The organism is Pyxidicoccus sp. M15 (genome assembly GCF_056858435.1).
Window position 1 is genome coordinate 1,331,892 of the sequence record NZ_CM166495.1, and the last position, 16,764, is coordinate 1,348,655.

The 16,764-nt window shown below is 69.5% G+C and carries 14 protein-coding genes; 10 read left to right on the forward strand and 4 right to left on the reverse strand.

The window, feature by feature from the left end; all coding sequences use genetic code 11:
* The first annotated feature begins 132 nt into the window (after nucleotides 1-132).
* The 4 genes from ACX9TP_RS05370 (at nucleotide 133) to ACX9TP_RS05385 (ending at nucleotide 6,834) form a co-directional block, all read left to right on the forward strand.
* Nucleotides 133-2,880 carry a TonB family protein gene (locus tag ACX9TP_RS05370; protein ID WP_482978634.1) on the forward strand — a complete coding sequence of 916 codons (2,748 nt, stop codon included), beginning with the start codon at nucleotides 133-135 and terminating at the stop codon, nucleotides 2,878-2,880.
* Nucleotide 2,881: 1 nt separating this feature from the next.
* Nucleotides 2,882-3,802, forward strand: a complete 921-nt coding sequence (locus ACX9TP_RS05375; protein ID WP_482978635.1) for a hypothetical protein — start codon at nucleotides 2,882-2,884, stop codon at nucleotides 3,800-3,802.
* 90 nt (nucleotides 3,803-3,892) lie between these two features.
* Nucleotides 3,893-6,052 carry a caspase family protein gene (locus ACX9TP_RS05380; protein WP_482978636.1) on the forward strand — a complete coding sequence of 720 codons (2,160 nt, stop codon included), beginning with the start codon at nucleotides 3,893-3,895 and terminating at the stop codon, nucleotides 6,050-6,052.
* A gap of 5 nt (nucleotides 6,053-6,057) precedes the next feature.
* Nucleotides 6,058-6,834 (forward strand): SMI1/KNR4 family protein, encoded by a 777-nt coding sequence (locus tag ACX9TP_RS05385; protein WP_482978637.1) that lies wholly within the window; start codon nucleotides 6,058-6,060, stop codon nucleotides 6,832-6,834.
* Between the two features lies 1 nt (nucleotide 6,835).
* On the opposite strand, the gene ACX9TP_RS05390 is transcribed toward ACX9TP_RS05385, so the two are convergent.
* A complete protein-coding gene (locus tag ACX9TP_RS05390) occupies nucleotides 6,836-7,618 on the reverse strand; it encodes an alpha/beta fold hydrolase (protein ID WP_482978638.1) in 783 nt (260 codons plus the stop codon).
* Between the two features lie 98 nt (nucleotides 7,619-7,716).
* On the opposite strand from ACX9TP_RS05390, the gene ACX9TP_RS05395 reads away from it, so the two are divergent.
* On the forward strand, nucleotides 7,717-8,232 hold the full coding sequence (locus ACX9TP_RS05395; RefSeq protein WP_482978639.1) for a nuclear transport factor 2 family protein: 516 nt from the start codon (nucleotides 7,717-7,719) through the stop codon (nucleotides 8,230-8,232).
* Nucleotides 8,233-8,312: 80 nt separating this feature from the next.
* Here ACX9TP_RS05395 and ACX9TP_RS05400 read toward each other — a convergent pair whose 3' ends face one another.
* Both ACX9TP_RS05400 and ACX9TP_RS05405 read right to left on the reverse strand, forming a co-directional pair.
* The gene (locus tag ACX9TP_RS05400; RefSeq protein ID WP_482978640.1) at nucleotides 8,313-9,656 is read right to left on the reverse strand and encodes an erythromycin esterase family protein; all 1,344 of its coding nucleotides are present in this window, start codon (nucleotides 9,654-9,656) and stop codon (nucleotides 8,313-8,315) included.
* Between the two features lie 380 nt (nucleotides 9,657-10,036).
* The gene (locus tag ACX9TP_RS05405) at nucleotides 10,037-10,519 is read right to left on the reverse strand and encodes a hypothetical protein (RefSeq protein ID WP_482978641.1); all 483 of its coding nucleotides are present in this window, start codon (nucleotides 10,517-10,519) and stop codon (nucleotides 10,037-10,039) included.
* Here ACX9TP_RS05405 and ACX9TP_RS05410 point away from each other — a divergent pair.
* From ACX9TP_RS05410 to ACX9TP_RS05425, 4 genes are all read left to right on the forward strand, one after another.
* Entirely contained in the window at nucleotides 10,508-11,551 is a 1,044-nt protein-coding gene (locus tag ACX9TP_RS05410) for an MBL fold metallo-hydrolase (RefSeq protein WP_482978642.1), read from the forward strand. The genes ACX9TP_RS05405 and ACX9TP_RS05410 overlap by 12 nt on opposite strands.
* A 226-nt stretch (nucleotides 11,552-11,777) precedes the next feature.
* Nucleotides 11,778-11,912 carry a hypothetical protein gene (locus tag ACX9TP_RS05415; protein WP_482978643.1) on the forward strand — a complete coding sequence of 45 codons (135 nt, stop codon included), beginning with the start codon at nucleotides 11,778-11,780 and terminating at the stop codon, nucleotides 11,910-11,912.
* A gap of 115 nt (nucleotides 11,913-12,027) precedes the next feature.
* Nucleotides 12,028-13,248 carry a zinc metalloprotease gene (locus tag ACX9TP_RS05420; protein ID WP_482978644.1) on the forward strand — a complete coding sequence of 407 codons (1,221 nt, stop codon included), beginning with the start codon at nucleotides 12,028-12,030 and terminating at the stop codon, nucleotides 13,246-13,248.
* A 3-nt stretch (nucleotides 13,249-13,251) separates the two neighbouring features.
* Nucleotides 13,252-15,213, forward strand: coding sequence for a tetratricopeptide repeat protein (locus tag ACX9TP_RS05425; protein WP_482978645.1), 1,962 nt, complete (start codon nucleotides 13,252-13,254; stop codon nucleotides 15,211-15,213).
* Between the two features lie 78 nt (nucleotides 15,214-15,291).
* Here the strand turns inward: ACX9TP_RS05425 and ACX9TP_RS05430 are convergent, their stop codons facing one another.
* Nucleotides 15,292-15,714 carry a winged helix-turn-helix transcriptional regulator gene (locus ACX9TP_RS05430; RefSeq protein ID WP_482978646.1) on the reverse strand — a complete coding sequence of 141 codons (423 nt, stop codon included), beginning with the start codon at nucleotides 15,712-15,714 and terminating at the stop codon, nucleotides 15,292-15,294.
* A gap of 124 nt (nucleotides 15,715-15,838) precedes the next feature.
* On the opposite strand from ACX9TP_RS05430, the gene ACX9TP_RS05435 reads away from it, so the two are divergent.
* Nucleotides 15,839-16,615 (forward strand): SDR family NAD(P)-dependent oxidoreductase, encoded by a 777-nt coding sequence (locus ACX9TP_RS05435; protein WP_482978647.1) that lies wholly within the window; start codon nucleotides 15,839-15,841, stop codon nucleotides 16,613-16,615.
* Nucleotides 16,616-16,764: the final 149 nt, after the last annotated feature.

A 16,764-nucleotide genomic window follows, 5' to 3' on the forward strand; every position in this document is an offset into this window, starting at 1 on the left:
AGAGAGGGGCGGAGCGAGGAAGCGCCCGCGCGCGGCCGGTGATTTCCCCTCCTCGGCCACACCGCGTGGGCCTTCTCCAAGGCCTCCGCTCCGCCCCTCCCTCAGCGGGAGCAGGAAGTCCCATCACCCCGTATGCTCTCCCACGCCATGTCCTCGAACCTGAAAGCCCGAAGCGCGCTCGCCGCGGCCTCGCTGCTGCTGACGACTCCCGCGCTCGCGCAGGAACCCCAGGCCGGCGCGCCTCCCGCGGAAGCCGCGCAGGCCCACCAGCCCACGATTACGAAGCCTCCCGAGCTGGTGCAGCCGGTGGAGGCCCAGTACCCGCCCGAGGCGCTCGCGCAGGGCCTCACCGCCTCCGTGCGCCTCATCATCACCATCGCCGAGGACGGCTCGGTGTCGGACGTGCAGCCCACGGAAAGCGTGGGCAACGGCTTCGACGAGGCGGCCATCGCGGCCGTGCGCCAGTTCCGCTTCTCGCCCGCGGAGGTGGACGGCGTCCCCGCGCCGGTGCAGGTGGAGTACGTCTACCACTTCACCCTCACCGCCCCGCCGCCACCCGAAGGCGAGACTCCGGCGGCCGAGCAGGAGGCCCTGAAGGCCACCCTCACCGGCCAGCTGATTTCGCGCGGCAGCCGCTCGCGTGTGGCGGGCGCCACCGTGCGCTGCGGTGACGACCCGGAGGCCCCCGAGGCCACCTCCGACGCGGAAGGCCGCTTCACCCTCGAGGTACCGCCCGGCGAGTGCGCGGTGCGCGTGGTGGCGTCCGGCTACCAGCTCTACCAGACGAAGGAACTGCTCAAGGAGAACGAGACGACGGAGGTGAACTTCTACCTCGCCCCGTCGGGTGGCGCGCTGGAGACGGTGGTGCGCTCGGAGCGGCCGAAGAAGGAGGTGGTGCGCCGCACGATTACGCGCGAGGAGGCGCAGAAGACGCCGGGCACCTTCGGTGACCCCATCCGCGTCATCCAGGCGCTGCCGGGCGTGGCGCGCGCGCCCTTCATCTCCGGCGAGCTGCTGGTGCGCGGCTCCAACCCCGGCCAGACGGCGACGATGATGGACGGGGTCAGCATCCCCATCCTCTTCCACCTGCTCGGCGGCCCCTCGGTGGTGAATGCCGAGTTCATCGACCAGCTCGACTTCTACCCGGGCGGCTACGGCAGCCAGTACGGCCGCGCGGTGGGCGGCGTCGTGGAGGTGGGCACGCGCAAGGGCGCGGCGGACACGCTCCACGGCTCGGTGAAGGTGGACGTGCTGGACGCGGGCTTCTTCCTCGAGGCCCCGATTACGGACGGCATCAGCGTGGCCGCCGCGGCCCGGCGCTCGTACATCGACACGCTGCTGCCCGCCTTCCTTCCCAAGAGTGACGGCGAGACGCTCTCCGTGGTGCCGAAGTACTGGGACTACCAGCTGCGCGTGGACTTCGGCGCGAAGCGCGCCGCCCCCACCGAGGCGGACGCGGGCGGCGCGCGCAGCAGCGGCTACGTCATGGCCTTCGGCAGCGACGACCAGCTGCGCATCGTGTCCTCGGGTCCGAAGACGGAGCGGGACTTGTCGCTGGACACGCGCACCCTCTTCCACCGCGTGAAGGGCGACTGGACGTACCGCAAGGGCGCGCTCACCTCCGTCTTCACGCCGTACGTGGGCTACGACGGCATCAGCTTCGAGTTCGGCACCGCGAAGCAGGACGGTGTGGGGTACATGGTGGGCGCGCGCGAGGTGGTGGGCCTGGAGCTGTCCTCCGCGCTCACCGTGCGCACCGGCCTGGACCTGGTCTACGAGCACCAGTCCTACGACGTGCAGTTCCCCGCCCCGGAGGACTTCGAGTACGTGGCCTTCCCCGGCGCCGAGTCCGTCGGTGAGGTGCTGGTGGAGAAGCTGGCGCTCGGCGCCTTCGACGGCGCGCTCTTCCTCGAAGCGGACATGAAGGTGGGGAAGTTCACCTTCACCCCGGGTGTGCGCGGCAACCTGCAGCTGGTGGGGGACACGCAGAACATCGCGCTGGACCCGCGGCTGTGGGTGCGCTTCGCGGCCACCGAGCGCACCAGCCTCAAGGGCTCGCTCGGCCTCTACAGCCAGCCGCCGGAGACGTTCCGCTTCATCAGCCTGCCGTACGGCAACCCGGACCTCATCTACCAGCGCGCGTTCCAGAGCAGCCTCGGCGTGGAGCACCGCTTCACCGACGTGCTCAACGTGGACGTGACGGGCTTCTTCAACCGCCGCTTCAAGAACATCGCGCTGCCCGGCCAGCTGGTGGAGCGCGAGGGCGGGGGCGTCGTCCAGCTGCCCTACTCCAATGACGGCATCGGCCGCGCGTGGGGCATCGAGCTGATGGCGAAGAAGGACCGTGCGTCCGAGACGGACAAGTGGTCCGGCTGGATTTCGTACACCTTCAGCCGGGCCCTGGACGGGCGCGCCGGGCCGCAGCCCGACGGCGGCGGGGGCTTTGGCGGCGGCGGCTTCGGCGACTCGGACGAGACGTATGGCCTGAGCCCCTGGGACCAGACGCACATCCTCACGCTGGTGGGCAGCTACATCCTGGGCAACGGCTGGGAGCTGGGAGGCCGCTTCCGCTACACCACGGGCCGGCCGACGACGCCGCTCAACCACGGGTATGACGTGTACCGCTCCGACCCGAACCGCTACAGCCCCACGTTCGGCCCGTACGCGTCCGCTCGCGCGTCCGGCTTCCACCAGCTGGACGTGCGCGTGGACAAGGCCTTCCAGTTCCAGAGCTGGACCCTGACGGCCTACCTCGACGTGCAGAACCTCTACAACGCCGAGAACGCCGAGTTCGTCTTCAACGATTACCGTGGCCGGCGCGAGTACGAGGTGCCCGGCATCCCCATCCTCCCCGTGGTGGGCCTGAAAGGAAGCTTCTGACATGAAGGCCCTGCTCAAGTGCGCCGGCCTCCTGCTCACGCTCGGCGCTGTCGCCTGCATCGACCCCGAGGACCAGCCGTCGAAGGTGCATGACTTCCGCGTGCTCGGCCTCTCCACCGAGAAGCCGGAGATGTATGCCTCCACCTGCGAGCAGACGCCGGAGGCGTTGGACCAGCTCGCTGAGGAAATCACGTTCCGCGCCCTGCTGGTGGACCCCGCCGGCGAGGGGCGCTCCATCCGCTACGAGCTGTGGGCGTGCGCGGCCACGGACGACACCACCTGCTCGGACGAGGCGAGCCGCGCGAAGCTCGCGGAGGGCACGACGACGGCGGGCGAGCTGGTGCTCCCCATCCGCCCCGGCGCCGTCCGGGTGGGCGACGACCGGCTGCTCCTGGAGCGCGTGATTGAGGAGGACCCGTACAAGGGCCTGGGCGGCATCCGCATGCCGCTCGTGCTCCATGTGACGGCGGGCGACGAGGAGGTGTACGCGCAGAAGCTGATGGTCTTCTGGTGTCCGCTGGTGGAGGGCATGAAGGAGAACGTGCAGCCGGTGCTCCCGGGCCTGCGCGTGGACGACGTGCCCTGGGAGGACGGCGCGCTGCTGGAGCTGAGCGGCCCCGGCCCCTTCATCATGACGTCCGAGGACGTGTCGGCGCTGGAGGAGACGTACGTGGTGCCGGGCCTGCGGCTGAACGCCGTCACGCTGAAGGAGGCCTGGGAGATTTCCTGGCACACCACCCTGGGCGAGTTCTCTCCGCAGGAGACGGGCGGCGCGGACTTCGGCGGCCAGCAGGGGCGGCACCGCACGGAGTGGGAGCCGGCCAAGGGTGCGACGGCGCAGGAGGTGACGTTCTGGGCCGTGGTGCGCGACGGCCGGGGCGGCAGCTCCTGGCTGGTGCGCCGCGCCCGCTGGAGTCCGTGAGGGCAGGGGCTCGCCGGGGGGCGGCCAAACGCGGTATGCCACCGGCGCTCATGTGACGCCGGGCCGGGGCTGGCACGGAGCGGGATGCGGATGATGAGACGCACCACAGGGCATGGGTGGGGACGTGTGGCCGGCCTGGTGGCGGCCGCGGGGTTGGGCCTGTGCCTCCTCGCTCCGGAGGCCGCCGCCGTCCAGTTGCTGGAGGAGCCTGGGGCCACGCTGCGCCGCTTCGCGCTCGTCGTCGGCTCCAGCGAGGGAGGCCCGGGCCGCGAGCGGCTGCGCTACGCGGGCTCGGACGCGCTGGCGATGTCGCGCGTGCTGGAGGAGCTGGGCGGCGTGGCGGGGGCGGACCGGGTGCTGCTGCTGGAGGCGGACCAGAATGCGCTGGTGGCGGCGCTGCGGCAGATGAAGTCGCTGGTGGAGGCGGCGGAGGCGCCGGGCGTGCGGCGCGAGCTGGTGCTGTACTACTCGGGCCACTCGGACGGGGACGGCCTGCTGCCGCGCGGCGAGCGCTTCTCCTACGACGACTTGCGGCGCGCGCTGGGCGCGGTGCCGGCGGACGTGCGCATCGCCATCCTCGACTCGTGCGGCTCCGGCGCGCTCACCCGCTACAAGGGCGGCGTGCGCCGGCCGGCCTTCCTCACGGACGCGTCCTCGCAGGTGAGGGGCCACGCGTACCTCGCGTCCAGCTCCGCGGATGAAGTCGCGCAGGAGTCGGACAGCATCGGCGCGTCCTTCTTCACGCACTTCCTCGTCACCGGCCTGCGGGGCGCGGCGGACGCCAGCGGCGACGGGCGGGTGACGCTGCACGAGGCCTACCAGTTCGCCTTCCACGAGACGCTGGCGCGCACGGAGCGCTCCCAGGGGGGCCCGCAGCACGCGGCCTACGACATCCAGCTCGCGGGCAGCGGAGATTTGGTGATGACGGACCTGCGCGGCTCCAGCGTGCGGCTGGCGGTGGCGGAGGACGTGCAGGGGCGGCTGTTCGTGCGTGACTGGGGCAACCAGCTCGTCGCGGAGCTGCAGAAGCCCGGCGGGCGGCGCCTCGCGCTGGGGCTGGCGGCGGGCCGCTACACCTTCGTGCTGGAGCGTCCCGCGCAGCGCTTCGAGGCGGAGCTGTCGGTGTCCGCGAAGGGCGGCGCGGAGCTGCGCGCGGAGCACTTCGTCCCGGTGACGCTCACGCGCACGGCGGCGCGCGGCGGCGAGCCCCTGGCCGCGGTGACTGACGCGCCCATGCAGACGGTGGACATGCCCACGGTGCCGCTGAACCTGTCGCTGGTGCCGCCGCTGGCGAGCACCTCGCTGTGGGGCGGCAGCGGCCTCAACCACGTGGCGCTGGGGGCGCTGGCGGTGCGCTCGCTCCAGCTGCAGGGGCTGGGAGTGGCCGGCGGGGTGGGGTGGGTGGACGGGACGATGGAGGGGCTCCAGGTCTCCGGCATCGCCAACGTGGCGGGCGGCGAGGTGCTGGGCCTGCAGGTGGCGCCCGGCGGCAACCTGGCCTTCGCGGGCGGGACGGGCGGTCAGGTGTCCGCGGTCTTCAACATCGCCGAGGGCGACTACACGGGCTTCCAGCTCAGCACCACGGCCAACCGCTCCGCGGCGAGGCTTCGAGGGGCCCAGGTCGCGGCGGGCATCAACCTGACGGAGCGGCTGGCCGGGGCGCAGGTGGGGCTCATCAACATCTCCGGGGACGTGTCCGGGGCGCAGGTGGGGCTCATCAACGTGGCGGCGAATGTGCGCGGCGTGCAGCTGGGGCTCATCAACATCTCGGATGACGTGTCGGTGCCCATCGGGCTCCTGAGCATCGTGCGCAAGGGACGGCTGGCCTTCGAGGCGTCCTCCGATGACGTGCTGCCGCTGGCGGTGAGCCTCAAGTACGGCAGCCGCACCGTGTACGTGCTCGTCACGGAAGGCGCGCGACTGAAGGACCGCTCCGTGCGCACGCTCACGCTGATGGGGCTGGGCGTGCACTTCCCGCTCGGCGCATCGGAGCGGTACTACCTGGACGTGGACGTCGGCACGCAGTTCATCGGCGGGGACAAGGACGGCTCCCTGAGCCGGCTGCGCGCCATGGTGGGCTGGGAGCTGAAGCGGCGCTTCGCCCTCTTCGCCGGTGTCTCGCTCAACGTGTACGAGCCGTCGTCCGAGGAGGAGGACCCGGACATCAGTTTGCTGCCGCAGTGGAAGCTGGGGCGCGGGCCGGACGCGACGCGGATGTGGCCCGGCCTGCTGCTCGGCGTGCGAATATGAGCCGCATGAATCCAACGCGTCGACAGACCCTGGTCCTGCTGGGCGGGCTGGTGACCCTGGGCACGTCGCGGGACGGCTGGGGCGCCGCGCCCTCGGGGAAGAAGTCCATGGACATCGTTCGCGAGTGGCGGAAGTACAAGCAGTGGATTGCGAAGAAGGTCCCCATCTACCACCAGCGGCTGAACGGCCCGGCGAAGCCCGAGGACATCACGGCGCTGGAGGCCGAGCTGGGAGTGAAGCTGCCGGAGGACCTCAAGGCGCTCTACCTGGAGAACAACGGCGAGCTCGATGAGGACTTCAACGGGGGCAGCATGATGGGCCTCCACTTCCTCTCCCTCCAGAAGGTGGCGTACTACTGGAAGCGGGACGTCCTCCCGCGCCACGAGGAGGGTGGACCCTCCAACACCGCCGAGTGGCTGCGGTCCGTTCCCAAGGGCGCGGTCCAGGACCTGTACTTCCACCGCAAGTGGATACCCCTCTTCACGGACGGCCAGGGGGACTACCTCGGCCTGGACTTCGCGCCGGGGCCCAACGGAAAGCCGGGGCAGTTCATCAACTTCGGCACGCGTGAGGAGGAGCACTGCCTCATCGCCAACGACCTGACGTCGTTCCTGCGGCTCATCAACGAGAAGCTCGTGAAGCACGCCCGCGACGTCGTCATCGTCGAGGACGAGGACGAGGGGCCCAAGCGCATCTTCGGCGTGGTGGGCGAGGGACACCTGACGGATGACCTGAGGCTCTGGACGCGCGAGCGGTACGGCCTCCCCGCGAAGAGGCTCTGAGTCACGCCCCCTGCATCAGCCACTCCAGCAGGGCCTGCGGCGCGTCCACATGGACGAAGTGCCCCGCGTCCGGGAGCGTGGCCACGGGGCAACCGGCGGCGACCATGCGCTCCGCGTCCGCATCCGGCACGTACTTCGCCCGCCCTCCGCGAATGCACCGCATGGGCGGGCGTCCCTGCCGCTCCACCGCCTCCCACAAGTCCGTGCCGTTGACGCGCGAGTGCAGCTCCGCCAGCGCCTGCCGGTCGAACCGCCACTTCACCCCGTCCGGCTGGGTGACGAGGTTCATCAGCAGCCAGTCCGCCAGCGGCTCGGACAGGCCGCGCCCGGTGAGCTCCGCGCGCATCGCCCGGCGGTTGTCCGCGCGCGGCGGCGCCTGGAGCAGCACGCCCAGCACCTTGCCGCTCTCCGACAAGTCACCCGGCACCGGCCCCGGGGTGATGTCCAGCAGCGTGACGCTCCGGACGGCCTCGGGCACGTGGAGGCTGCCCGCCAGCGACACGCGCCCGCCCAGCGAGTGGCCCACCCAGTCGAACGCGCCGGTGATTCCCTGCGCGCGCGCCGTGTCCACCACGTCGCGGGCCAGGGTGAAGAGGTCCGCGCTGGAGGGCGGCGGAGGAGAGGTGCCATGGCCGGTGAGGTCCGGCAGCACGAAGCGCCGGCGCGGGTCCGCCGCGCTCCAGGCCGCCGCCAGCGAGCGCAGGTTCCGCCCCGTCCCCAGGAAGCCGTGCAGCATCACCGTGGGCACGTCGCCCTCACCGACCACGAAGCTCTCGAGGACCATCTGCGAGACACCTTTCTATTCCACGCCCGAGCGGCTTGACCCGGGGCACCGCGTGCCGCTTCATACCGCGAACCTTCCACCTGACGAGGTCTCTCCGCGTGACCACTGTCTCCCTGCTGCTCCTCGCGCTCGCCACCGCCCCCGTGGGCACCACCTCCGCCGACCCCAAGGCCGCCGTCGCCACGGTGCTGGATGACTGGCACAAGGCCGCCGCCGCCGCGGACGAGCCGCGCTACTTCGGCCACTTCACCGCCGACGCCATCTTCATGGGCACCGACGCCACCGAGCGGTGGAGCCGCGACGAGTTCCGCGCCTGGTCCAAGCCCTACTTCTCCAAGGGCAAGGCGTGGAGCTTCAAGCCGGTGAAGCGCTTCATCACCCTCTCGAAGGACGGCAGCATCGCCTGGTTCGACGAGACGCTCGACACGCCCAACCTGGGCCCCAGCCGGGGCAGCGGCGTGCTGGTGAAGGAGGGCAACGCCTGGAAGATTGCCCAGTACAACCTCTCCGTCCCCATCCCCAACGACATCATGGACGAAGTCACGAAGCGCGTCGCCGCGTACGAGAAGGCGCAGGCGGCGAAGGCCGCGCCGGCCCCCGCTCCGAAGAAGTAGCCCCCTTCCGGGGTGAGGAAGGGAGTGGGAGTGCCACGGCCCCTGGGGTCGGACCCGGGTCGTGGCTCCCACTCCGCTCCTCACAAGCCGAAGGGATAGGTGTCGGGCGCGTCCTCCTCCTCGTGGCCGGAGTCGGCGTCGAGCGGTCGCAGGGCGCGCGTCTCGTCATAGTGCAGCACGGCGTCGAACTGCGCGGGCAGGTCCGCGTGGAAGTAGTGGCTCCAGCGCTCGGTGCGCGGCGCGTACACCACGCCGATGGCGCGCTCCAGCCGGCGCTCGCGCAGGCCGCTCGCCGCCTCGCCCAAATCCTCCATGCGCAGCATGAAGGACGGCAGGCCCACCTCGTGGAAGAGGTGCTCGTAGCTGCCGGCCATGGCGGGTTGGATGCGGCGGCGCAGGCCCGGCTCGTCCCACTCGTGCGCGGCAATCACGACGCCGGTGTACGTGGTGAAGCCCACGTTGTACGTGGCGTCGCCGTGCCGCTCGCGCAGGAGCTGCCCCAGGTTCAGCTCGCCCTGGTCTCCCATCTGCGTGGCGCGTGCGTCGCCCAGGTGCGAGTTGTGCGCCCAGATGACCATGCGCGCCTTGCGTCCCTTGTGGGACAGGTGCTTCAGCAGCGCATCCGCGGTGTCCGCCATGTGCGTGTCGCGAAGGTTCCACCCCTCGTGCCGGCCGGCGTACATGGCGCGGTAGTAGCCCTCCGCGTCGACGGCGAGCCGGGCGTTCTGCTCGGCGAAGAAGCGCGCGTCCTCGTCCCGCGCGTTGAGGGGCGCGCGCCGCTGTATCTCCCTCAACTGCGCGCGGACCGCGGCCTCACAGGTGTCCGCATGGCCGTACGCGGTGGCCGCGCCGTAGGCCTGCGGCTCCTCGCCGAAGTGGTCGAAGCAGGCGTAGCGCTCGCGGGCCCGCAGGGCGGCGGCGGGGTCCACCGTCTCCAGGTAGGCCACCACCTCGCGCATGGACGCATGGAGGCTGTAGAGGTCCAGCCCGTAGAAGCCGGCGCGAAACTCCGGGGCCACGGTGGCGTTGCGAGCGCGCAGCCAGGTGACCAGCTCCTCCACGTCACGGTTGCGCCACATCCACTTGGGGAAGCGCTGGAAGCTGCCGAGCGCGCTCGCCGCGTCCCTGTCGTTGCCCTCGCCGTGGACGAAGGCGTTGACGCGCAGGGCGTCCGGCCAGTCTGCCTCCACGGCCACGGCGGTGAAGCCGTGCTCCGCGACGAGGCGGCGGGTGAGGGCCGCGCGGGCCTGGTAGAACTCGTGGGTGCCGTGGGTGGCCTCGCCCAGCAGGACGAAGCACGCGTCGCCGATGCCCTCGATGAGCGGGTCCAGGTCCTCGGAGCGGCCACTCAGCGGGAGCGCGGCCGCCCGCACCCCCTCCAGCAGGGCAGGCGAGGTGTCCTCCTCGTCCTCGAACGGGCTCATACCCCGTGGCGGGCTCATGCCCTCAAAGGTGGGGCGGACAGGCGCCGCTGACCAGCGGCCTCCCACCGCAGACCGGAGGGCGGGCAGGGGAGCACGCCCCCGGCGGCCCCTGGCGCAATGGAGCGGTGTACCGCGAGCGAGGAAGTGAGGACCTCTGGCCGGGCTTCATGGCCGCCACCAGCCCTGGGTCTCCATCACGGCCCCAGGATGCGAGGAGGCCGTGACGCGTTGACGGCACAAGGTGTTGCAAACATGTGGAGTCCCAGGCGTCTCACAGGTCTCTCGTAGGAGAGCGATTGGCGGATGTGAGGCGGACTGCCTTGAACTTGGTGCGGGGTTCGCGCGTATGAAAGTATGCGCGTCCCATGCCCTCTCGGATTCTAATCATTGCCGCCGTGCTCATGTTTGCGCCCCCATCCATTGCAGCAGACGCTGCTCGCGGGCACGTCCGTGCCGCCGTCGAGGCCATGGGAGGGGAAGCCCGCCTCCGGGCATTGAAAGGAATGCGCCTCCAGGGCATAGGCCACCGGAATCTGCTGGAGCAGTCCGAGCGGCCCACTCCGCCGTTCCTCGTGCTCTATGAGCAATTCGATGAACTGCGCGACCTGCAACAGGGGCGCATGCGTCTCCAGGTCGAGCGGCGGGGAGCGCCCATCGAAGCCTGGACGCCGCAGGTGACTGTCCTGTCCGGCGACGTGGTTGCGATGGGGCGGGAAGGCCAGCTCCGCCCCGCGGGCGCAGCTCAGCTCCAGGATGCCCGAGAGCGGCTTGACACCGCGCCCGAGCGCATCCTCCTCACCGCACTGCAAGCCCAGGATCTGCGTCTGGAGAAGGACGCCGTATTCCAGGACGTGCCACACCATGTCGTGGCCTTCCAGCAGGGGCGGGCCCGCGTGCGCCTGTTCCTCAATGCCCAGACCCGACTTCCCACGGCCGTGGAGACGGTGGATGCGCGTCCCGAAGACACCTTCTGGAATGTCTGGGGCGATGTACGCACCCTGCTGAGCTTCCAGTCCTGGACGCTGGAACCCGGGGGACTGCGCTACCCGCATGCCTGGGATTACGAGCGCAATGGACAGCCCCTCCAGTCCCAGACGGTGACCACGGTGACCGTGGATCCTCCGCTCAAGGAGGAGGACTTCGCCCTGTCGGAGGACGTGAGGAAGGGGTTCCAGGCGCGCGCCGCGAAAACGCTGGAGAGCCTGCCGCTCGGGCGCCCGGATGCGCCACCCGTGGACGTGGCCGAGGGCGTCGTTCAGCTTCCCGGGCGCTGGAACGTGGCGCTGGTGAAGCAGGACGACGGTCTGGTCGTGCTGGAGGGGCCGCTGACGTCCGGCTACTCACAGCGCGTGCTGGAGGAGGCCGCGCGCCGATTCCCGGGTGTGAAGGTGAAGGCCGTGGTGGCGACCAGTGACTCCTGGCCCCATGTCGGCGGGCTCCGCGAGTATGTGGCGCGAGGAGTCCCGGTATATGTCCTGGACCTCAACCGCCCTCTGGTGGAGCGGCTTGTGAAGTCACCGCGCACGCTGTTCCCGGACCCGCTTGCCAAATCGCCCCGCGCCGCGAAGTTCCAGGCGGTGGGAAAGCGCACGGTCCTCGGTGCGGGGAAGAACCGGTTGGAACTCATCCCCGCGCGAACCGAGACGGGCGAGCGCATGCTGTTCGTCTGGATGCCCGAGCACCGGTTGCTCTACACCAGTGACCTGGTCCAGCCCCTGCCGGATGGCACGTTCTTCAACACGCAGATGGTCTCCGAGGCCGTGGACGTGGCGAGCCGGGAGAAGCTGGACGTGGACAGGGCCTTCGGGATGCATCTGGGCCCTGTTGCGTGGCCGGCCCTCACGTCCGCCGTCGACGCCGTCCTTTCGCGTCACACGACGAAGCAGGTCCCCTGACGCAATGAGACAATTCGGGAATGAAGAGCTGTCTGTCGTCTGGTCGGTAAATGCCTGTTCATGGGTCAGGAATTACCTGTCTAAAAAACTGTTCGGTGATTGAAGTTTTCACATGGATTGATGGTACAACGACAAACGAGGTGCTCGCTCCGGGCCCTCGCGGAGCCGCCGGTCAAGGCTTCACGGGCAGGCACGCTCCCCATCACCCCACAGCCAGAGGTTCACCATGAAGAAGATCTCTGTTCGCAAGGTTGAGACGCTGAAGACCACCGCCGCCCTGTATGCCTGCGCCAGCTGCGATTTCTGGTGTGACATCATCGAGGTCTTCGGCCTGAGCGGCGTGGCCGGCGGCAACGCCTGAGTTTCGAAGGAGCAAGCTCGCTTGCTCCCGGGGCGCACCTGCTCTCACCGGTGCGCCTCTGTTTCCGGAGTCTCCTGGCGGCAGCCATGCGCCGCACACGTCCAGGTGGGTATCGATGTCTGAGTATGTGCCCGACTCACGAATCTCCGTCTTTCCCTTCACCCGTCGCGAGGAGGGGGGCGAGGTCATCATTGGCCGGCCGGACACGGACGTATTCCTGGCACTGCCCGCGGATGCCATTTCCCTCCTGGATGACCTGGCACAAGGCACCACGGTTGGCGAGGCCCGGACCCGCTACCAGCAGCGCTACGGCGACGACCCGGACATCCAGGACCTGCTGGGCCGGCTGGAGCGCGAAGGCTTCGTCTGGCCGGAAGGCGACACGACGCGCCAGGGGCCGTCCCAGGTCCGCCTGAAGTACCACTTCGAGAACATCCCCGAGGCGCTGGCCCGCTGGGTCTTCAGTGGCCCCATGCTGGCGCTCTATCTCGTCGTCATCGCCGCGGGGCTCGCGCTGCTGGTGACGCAACCGCAGCTCATGCCCGGCTGGCGGGCTCTCTTCTTCACCGAGCACATCACCCTGTCCTTCGTGCTGCTGACGGTGCTCGGGTACCTGTCCATCTTCCTCCACGAGATGGCACACCTGCTCGCCGCGCGCGCGCTGGGGGTGCCGAGCCGCCTGGGATTGGGCAACCGGCTCTGGGTACTGGTGGCGGAGACGGACATGACCGGCATCTGGCGCGTGGAGCCGCGGCGGCGCTACCTGCCCTTCCTCGCCGGCCCGATGCTGGATGCGCTCTCCGCCTCGGTGCTGCTCTTCGTGGCCTATGCCGCGCAGCACGGCTACCTGACGCTGCCGCCCCTGGGCGCGGCGCTCGTCCAGGCGATGCTGATGCGCTACGTGATGGGCATCGCGTGGCAGTGCTACTTCTTCGTGCGCACGGACTTCTACTACGTCATCAGCACCTTCCTGCGCTGCAAGAACCTGCTGGGCGACACCGTCACGTTCCTGAAGAACCTGATGTCGCGTGTCCTCCCCTTCTTCCGCTACGAGGACCAGTCGGGAATCCCGGCGCACGAGCGAAGGGCGATCCGCCTGTACGCGGTCATCTGGCTGGGCGGGCGGGTGATGGCGGTGTCCGTGGGACTTGCCATCTCCCTGCCGTTGCTCTGGCACTACGGGCGGCTGCTGTTCGGATTCCCCTCGGATGGCGCGGGCGCCCCTGGCCTTCCCCGCAGCGCGGATGTGCTGGGCATGGTGCTCATCTCGCTCGGGCCGCAGTTGCTCGGTCTGTGGTTGTGGATTCGGTCCTTCCGTAAACCCCAAGAGGTCTGACCCATGGCGGCTCTCATCGATTCCCTTCCGTCCGTTCCAGGCGGTGTGCTCCTCGTCGAGGCACCGCGAGGCCGGGCTCGCGCGGAAGCCCTGCGTCAGCTCCAGGCCCAGGTCCGCGAGCAGGGAGCCTCCTGCTGGCTGCTGGAGTGCGACCGCGAGGAAGGCGGGCCCTGGGCTGGTTTGAGTGAGTTCATGACGGAGCTGGTGCCGTCCCTCCAGGCCCATGCGCCGGAGCTGGTGCGGCGCCACGATTACGAGCTGGTGCTCGTGGTCCAGGAGCTCCAGCGCACCCTGCAGGTGCGCAACCCGACGCTCACGGACATCAGCCCCGAGGCGGAGCGCACGCGCAACTACGCAGCGGACCGCGCGTTCCGCATCGGCCATGGCCTCATCGACCTGCTGACCGCCTGGAGGCCGAAGAGCGATGGCAGGCCCTGGGTGCTCATCTGCAACGAATTCGAGCGGGGCGGAGCGCTGGTGCGGCAGTTCTTCGCGGACCTGGTACGGCGCCGGGGCACGGCGCTGAACGTGAGGCTGGTGCTGGCGGTGGAGCCCGGGGCAGGGGACTCGGTACGCGCGAGGTTCGACCCGACGGTGTCCTTCCAGCGGACGGTGCTCGAGCTTCCCCAGGACCCGCCCGCGGCCCCCGTGGACCCGAAGCAGCGGGCCGCGCAGGCGCGCGCGTTCGCTCCGGAGGTCCAGGACCATGCGGGCCTGGAGCGGGTCTTGCCCCGGCTCATCCGTGCGTGGCAGGAGAGCGACGAGTCCGAGCGCGCCCTGCTACCGCTGATGCACGCGCTTTCCATGTACACGACGCGCGGCATCTACGACGACGCCATTCGCTACGGCGAGGCCGCCCTGGCCTCCCTCGAGCGCCACTGTCCCGATGACCTGGACAAGCGGATGGCCATCTACATGAAGCTGGTGAACTGCTACGCGGGGCTGGGGCGCTCCGCGGAGGGGTTCCAGGTGGCCGAGAAGGCCATGACGCTCACGGACGCGCCGGAGCATCTCTATCGCTGGTGCTACATCCTCTCCATGTTCCATGCGCGCTACCTGCCCAAGCGCAACCTGTCGCTGGCGGAGGACTACCTGGCTCAGGGATTGCGCCACATCCAGAACGCGGACCTGCCCCTGCACACACGGTTGTTCCAGACGGCCTTCAACCGCAACGGGCTGGCGCTCGTGCGTCACTTCCAGAAGCGGTACGACGAGGCCATCTCGCTGTGCCAGGAAAGCTTCGCCGAGCTCGACCGGCATCTGGGACCCGACGAGCACCTGCTGCATCGCTCCGTGTTGCTCTACAACGTGGGGCAGGTCTACTCGACGATTGGCCGGCTGGAGGACGCCATCGCGATGTACTCGGAGGCCATCCGGATGGACCCGAACTACTCCGAGTACTACAACGACCGTGGCAGCCTCTACCTGAAGCTGGAGCGGTACGAGGAAGCCGAGCGTGACTTCCTCAAGGGCATCGAGCTGAGCCCTCCCTACATGGAAGTGCTGACGAACCTGGGACAGTGCTACCGGTTGCAGGACCGGCTGGATGAAGCGCTCCAGGTCCTCACGCAATCCCTGGACCTGCTGCCGCAGCAGGTGGTGGCGCGGGTGCACCGGGGGCAGGTGTTCGAGGCGCTGGGCCAGTCGGAGAAGGCGCTGGCGGACTACGACGTCGCGCTGGAGATCGACGACACACAGGGGCTCGTCTTCGGGAGTCGCGCGGTGCTCCACTACGAGTTCGGACGGCTCGACGCCGCCGTGGCGGATTTGGACCGGGCCATCAACCTGGAGCCTGGGATGGCGGACCTCTATCAGAATCGCTCGGTCGCACTGACGGACCTCGGACGCCTGCCGGAAGCCGCGAAGGACCTGCGCGAGTACCTGCGTCTCAATCCCACGGCGGAGGACCGGCCGGACGTCGAGCGGAAGCTGGCGGAGTTGCAGTCGCGGCTGGCCGCTGCCTGACGCGAATACCCACATCTTCCAGCCGCGACCTGCTCCGGCTGGACACCCCGCGGGTGCGGCAGGGCTTCGCGTCCGACGTCAGTCGAGGGGCTGCCCGGCCGACCTGACGTCGCGTGAAGCCGGCCGGGGGCTGCGGACTCTCGGCCGCTCCTTCTCTTCAGGTGAGTCGAGCTCGCTCAGCTCCGACGCGTGCCGGCGGCCCCATTCGCAGAGCGACGCGATGAGGGGCTGGAGGCTGAGGCCCAGCTTCGTCGCCGAGTACTCCACGCGCGGAGGCACTTGAGCGAAGACCTTTCGGTCAACGATGCCGTGCTCCTCCATCTCGCGAAGCTGCTGGACCAGGACCTTCTGGCTCGCGAGCGGCGCCAGGCGCCTGAGCTCCGACAGGCGCTTCGGGCCTTCGAACAGGTAATAGAGAATGAAGACCTTCCACCGGCCCCCGATGACCTTGAGCGCGCGCTCCGCAGGCACGGGAGGCAGTTGCTTGAAGAGTGTCGGCATGGTTACCGCCAGGTTCCTATGGAACGAAAAGGTTCGTATGGGACGAAAGAGTATCTAGCGACGACTCGGGCCGTACTGCACATCTCTTTCACGGCACACCGTGGGCCGTTTGAAAGAGAGCCTCATGAGCAAGACGAACGACAGCGCCGCATCCCCCATCGCCCTCATCACTGGCGGCAGCCGCGGACTTGGCAGGAGCATGGCCCTGAGCCTCGCCGACCGCGGCGTCGATGTGATTCTCACCTACCGGACCGCGGTGAACGAGGCGCGAGAGGTGGCGGCGCAGATTGAAGCCAGGGGGCGCAAGGCCGCGGTTCTGCCCCTGGACGTCGGCAAGAGCGCTGGGTTCCAGGCGTTCGCCATGGCGGTGCGGGCCGAGCTCGAGCGCGTGTGGAAGCGGGAGCGCTTCGACTACCTGGTGAACAACGCCGGCACGGGCCTCAACGCCAGCTTCGCTGACACCACGGAGGAGCAGTTCGACGAGCTCCTGAACGTCCACCTCAAGGGCACGTTCTTCCTCTCGCAGAAGCTCCTGCCGCTCATCGCGGACGGCGGCCGGATCCTGAACGTGTCGACCGGCCTCGCGCGCTACACGTTCCCAGGCTGCTCCGCCTATGCGGTGATGAAGGGCGGCGTCGAGGTCCTCACGCGGTACATGGCCGCGGAGCTGGGACCGCGGCGCATCTCGGTCAACGTCATCGCTCCGGGGGGCATCGAGACCGACTTCGGCGGCGGAGTGATGCGCGACGTCGAGCTGCAAAAGGTCGTCGCCGCGGAGACGGCGCTCGGCCGGGTGGGAGTGCCCGACGACATCGGTGGCGTCGTGGCCATGCTGCTCGCCCCGGAGACCCGCTGGCTCACCGGGCAGCGAATCGAGGTGACGGGCGGCTTCAGGCTCTGAGGGACTCTGCGTCAAGTCGTTCCAGTCGCGAGATTATTTTCGTCCGGGCCTGCGCCACCGCGGGCCCGGACGTGTCATTTCAGCTGCACCCCGGAGACGGTTCGCCGGAGGTCGCCGCCCCCGCCCCGAAGGGAAGGAAGAATGCATTG

What these genes read in the sequence shown, in the direction of transcription:
- ACX9TP_RS05405 (WP_482978641.1), bottom strand. Translation starts at nt 10,519, where the DNA reads ATGGTGTGGCACGTCCTGGAATACGGCGTCCTTCTCCAGACGCAGATC.
- ACX9TP_RS05430 (WP_482978646.1), bottom strand. Translation starts at nt 15,714, where the DNA reads ATGCCGACACTCTTCAAGCAACTGCCTCCCGTGCCTGCGGAGCGCGCG.
- ACX9TP_RS05425 (WP_482978645.1), top strand. Translation starts at nt 13,252, where the DNA reads ATGGCGGCTCTCATCGATTCCCTTCCGTCCGTTCCAGGCGGTGTGCTC.
- ACX9TP_RS05370 (WP_482978634.1), top strand. Translation starts at nt 133, where the DNA reads ATGCTCTCCCACGCCATGTCCTCGAACCTGAAAGCCCGAAGCGCGCTC.
- ACX9TP_RS05380 (WP_482978636.1), top strand. Translation starts at nt 3,893, where the DNA reads ATGATGAGACGCACCACAGGGCATGGGTGGGGACGTGTGGCCGGCCTG.
- ACX9TP_RS05385 (WP_482978637.1), top strand. Translation starts at nt 6,058, where the DNA reads ATGAATCCAACGCGTCGACAGACCCTGGTCCTGCTGGGCGGGCTGGTG.
- ACX9TP_RS05415 (WP_482978643.1), top strand. Translation starts at nt 11,778, where the DNA reads ATGAAGAAGATCTCTGTTCGCAAGGTTGAGACGCTGAAGACCACCGCC.
- ACX9TP_RS05400 (WP_482978640.1), bottom strand. Translation starts at nt 9,656, where the DNA reads ATGAGCCCGTTCGAGGACGAGGAGGACACCTCGCCTGCCCTGCTGGAG.
- ACX9TP_RS05390 (WP_482978638.1), bottom strand. Translation starts at nt 7,618, where the DNA reads ATGGTCCTCGAGAGCTTCGTGGTCGGTGAGGGCGACGTGCCCACGGTG.
- ACX9TP_RS05420 (WP_482978644.1), top strand. Translation starts at nt 12,028, where the DNA reads ATGTCTGAGTATGTGCCCGACTCACGAATCTCCGTCTTTCCCTTCACC.
- ACX9TP_RS05435 (WP_482978647.1), top strand. Translation starts at nt 15,839, where the DNA reads ATGAGCAAGACGAACGACAGCGCCGCATCCCCCATCGCCCTCATCACT.
- ACX9TP_RS05375 (WP_482978635.1), top strand. Translation starts at nt 2,882, where the DNA reads ATGAAGGCCCTGCTCAAGTGCGCCGGCCTCCTGCTCACGCTCGGCGCT.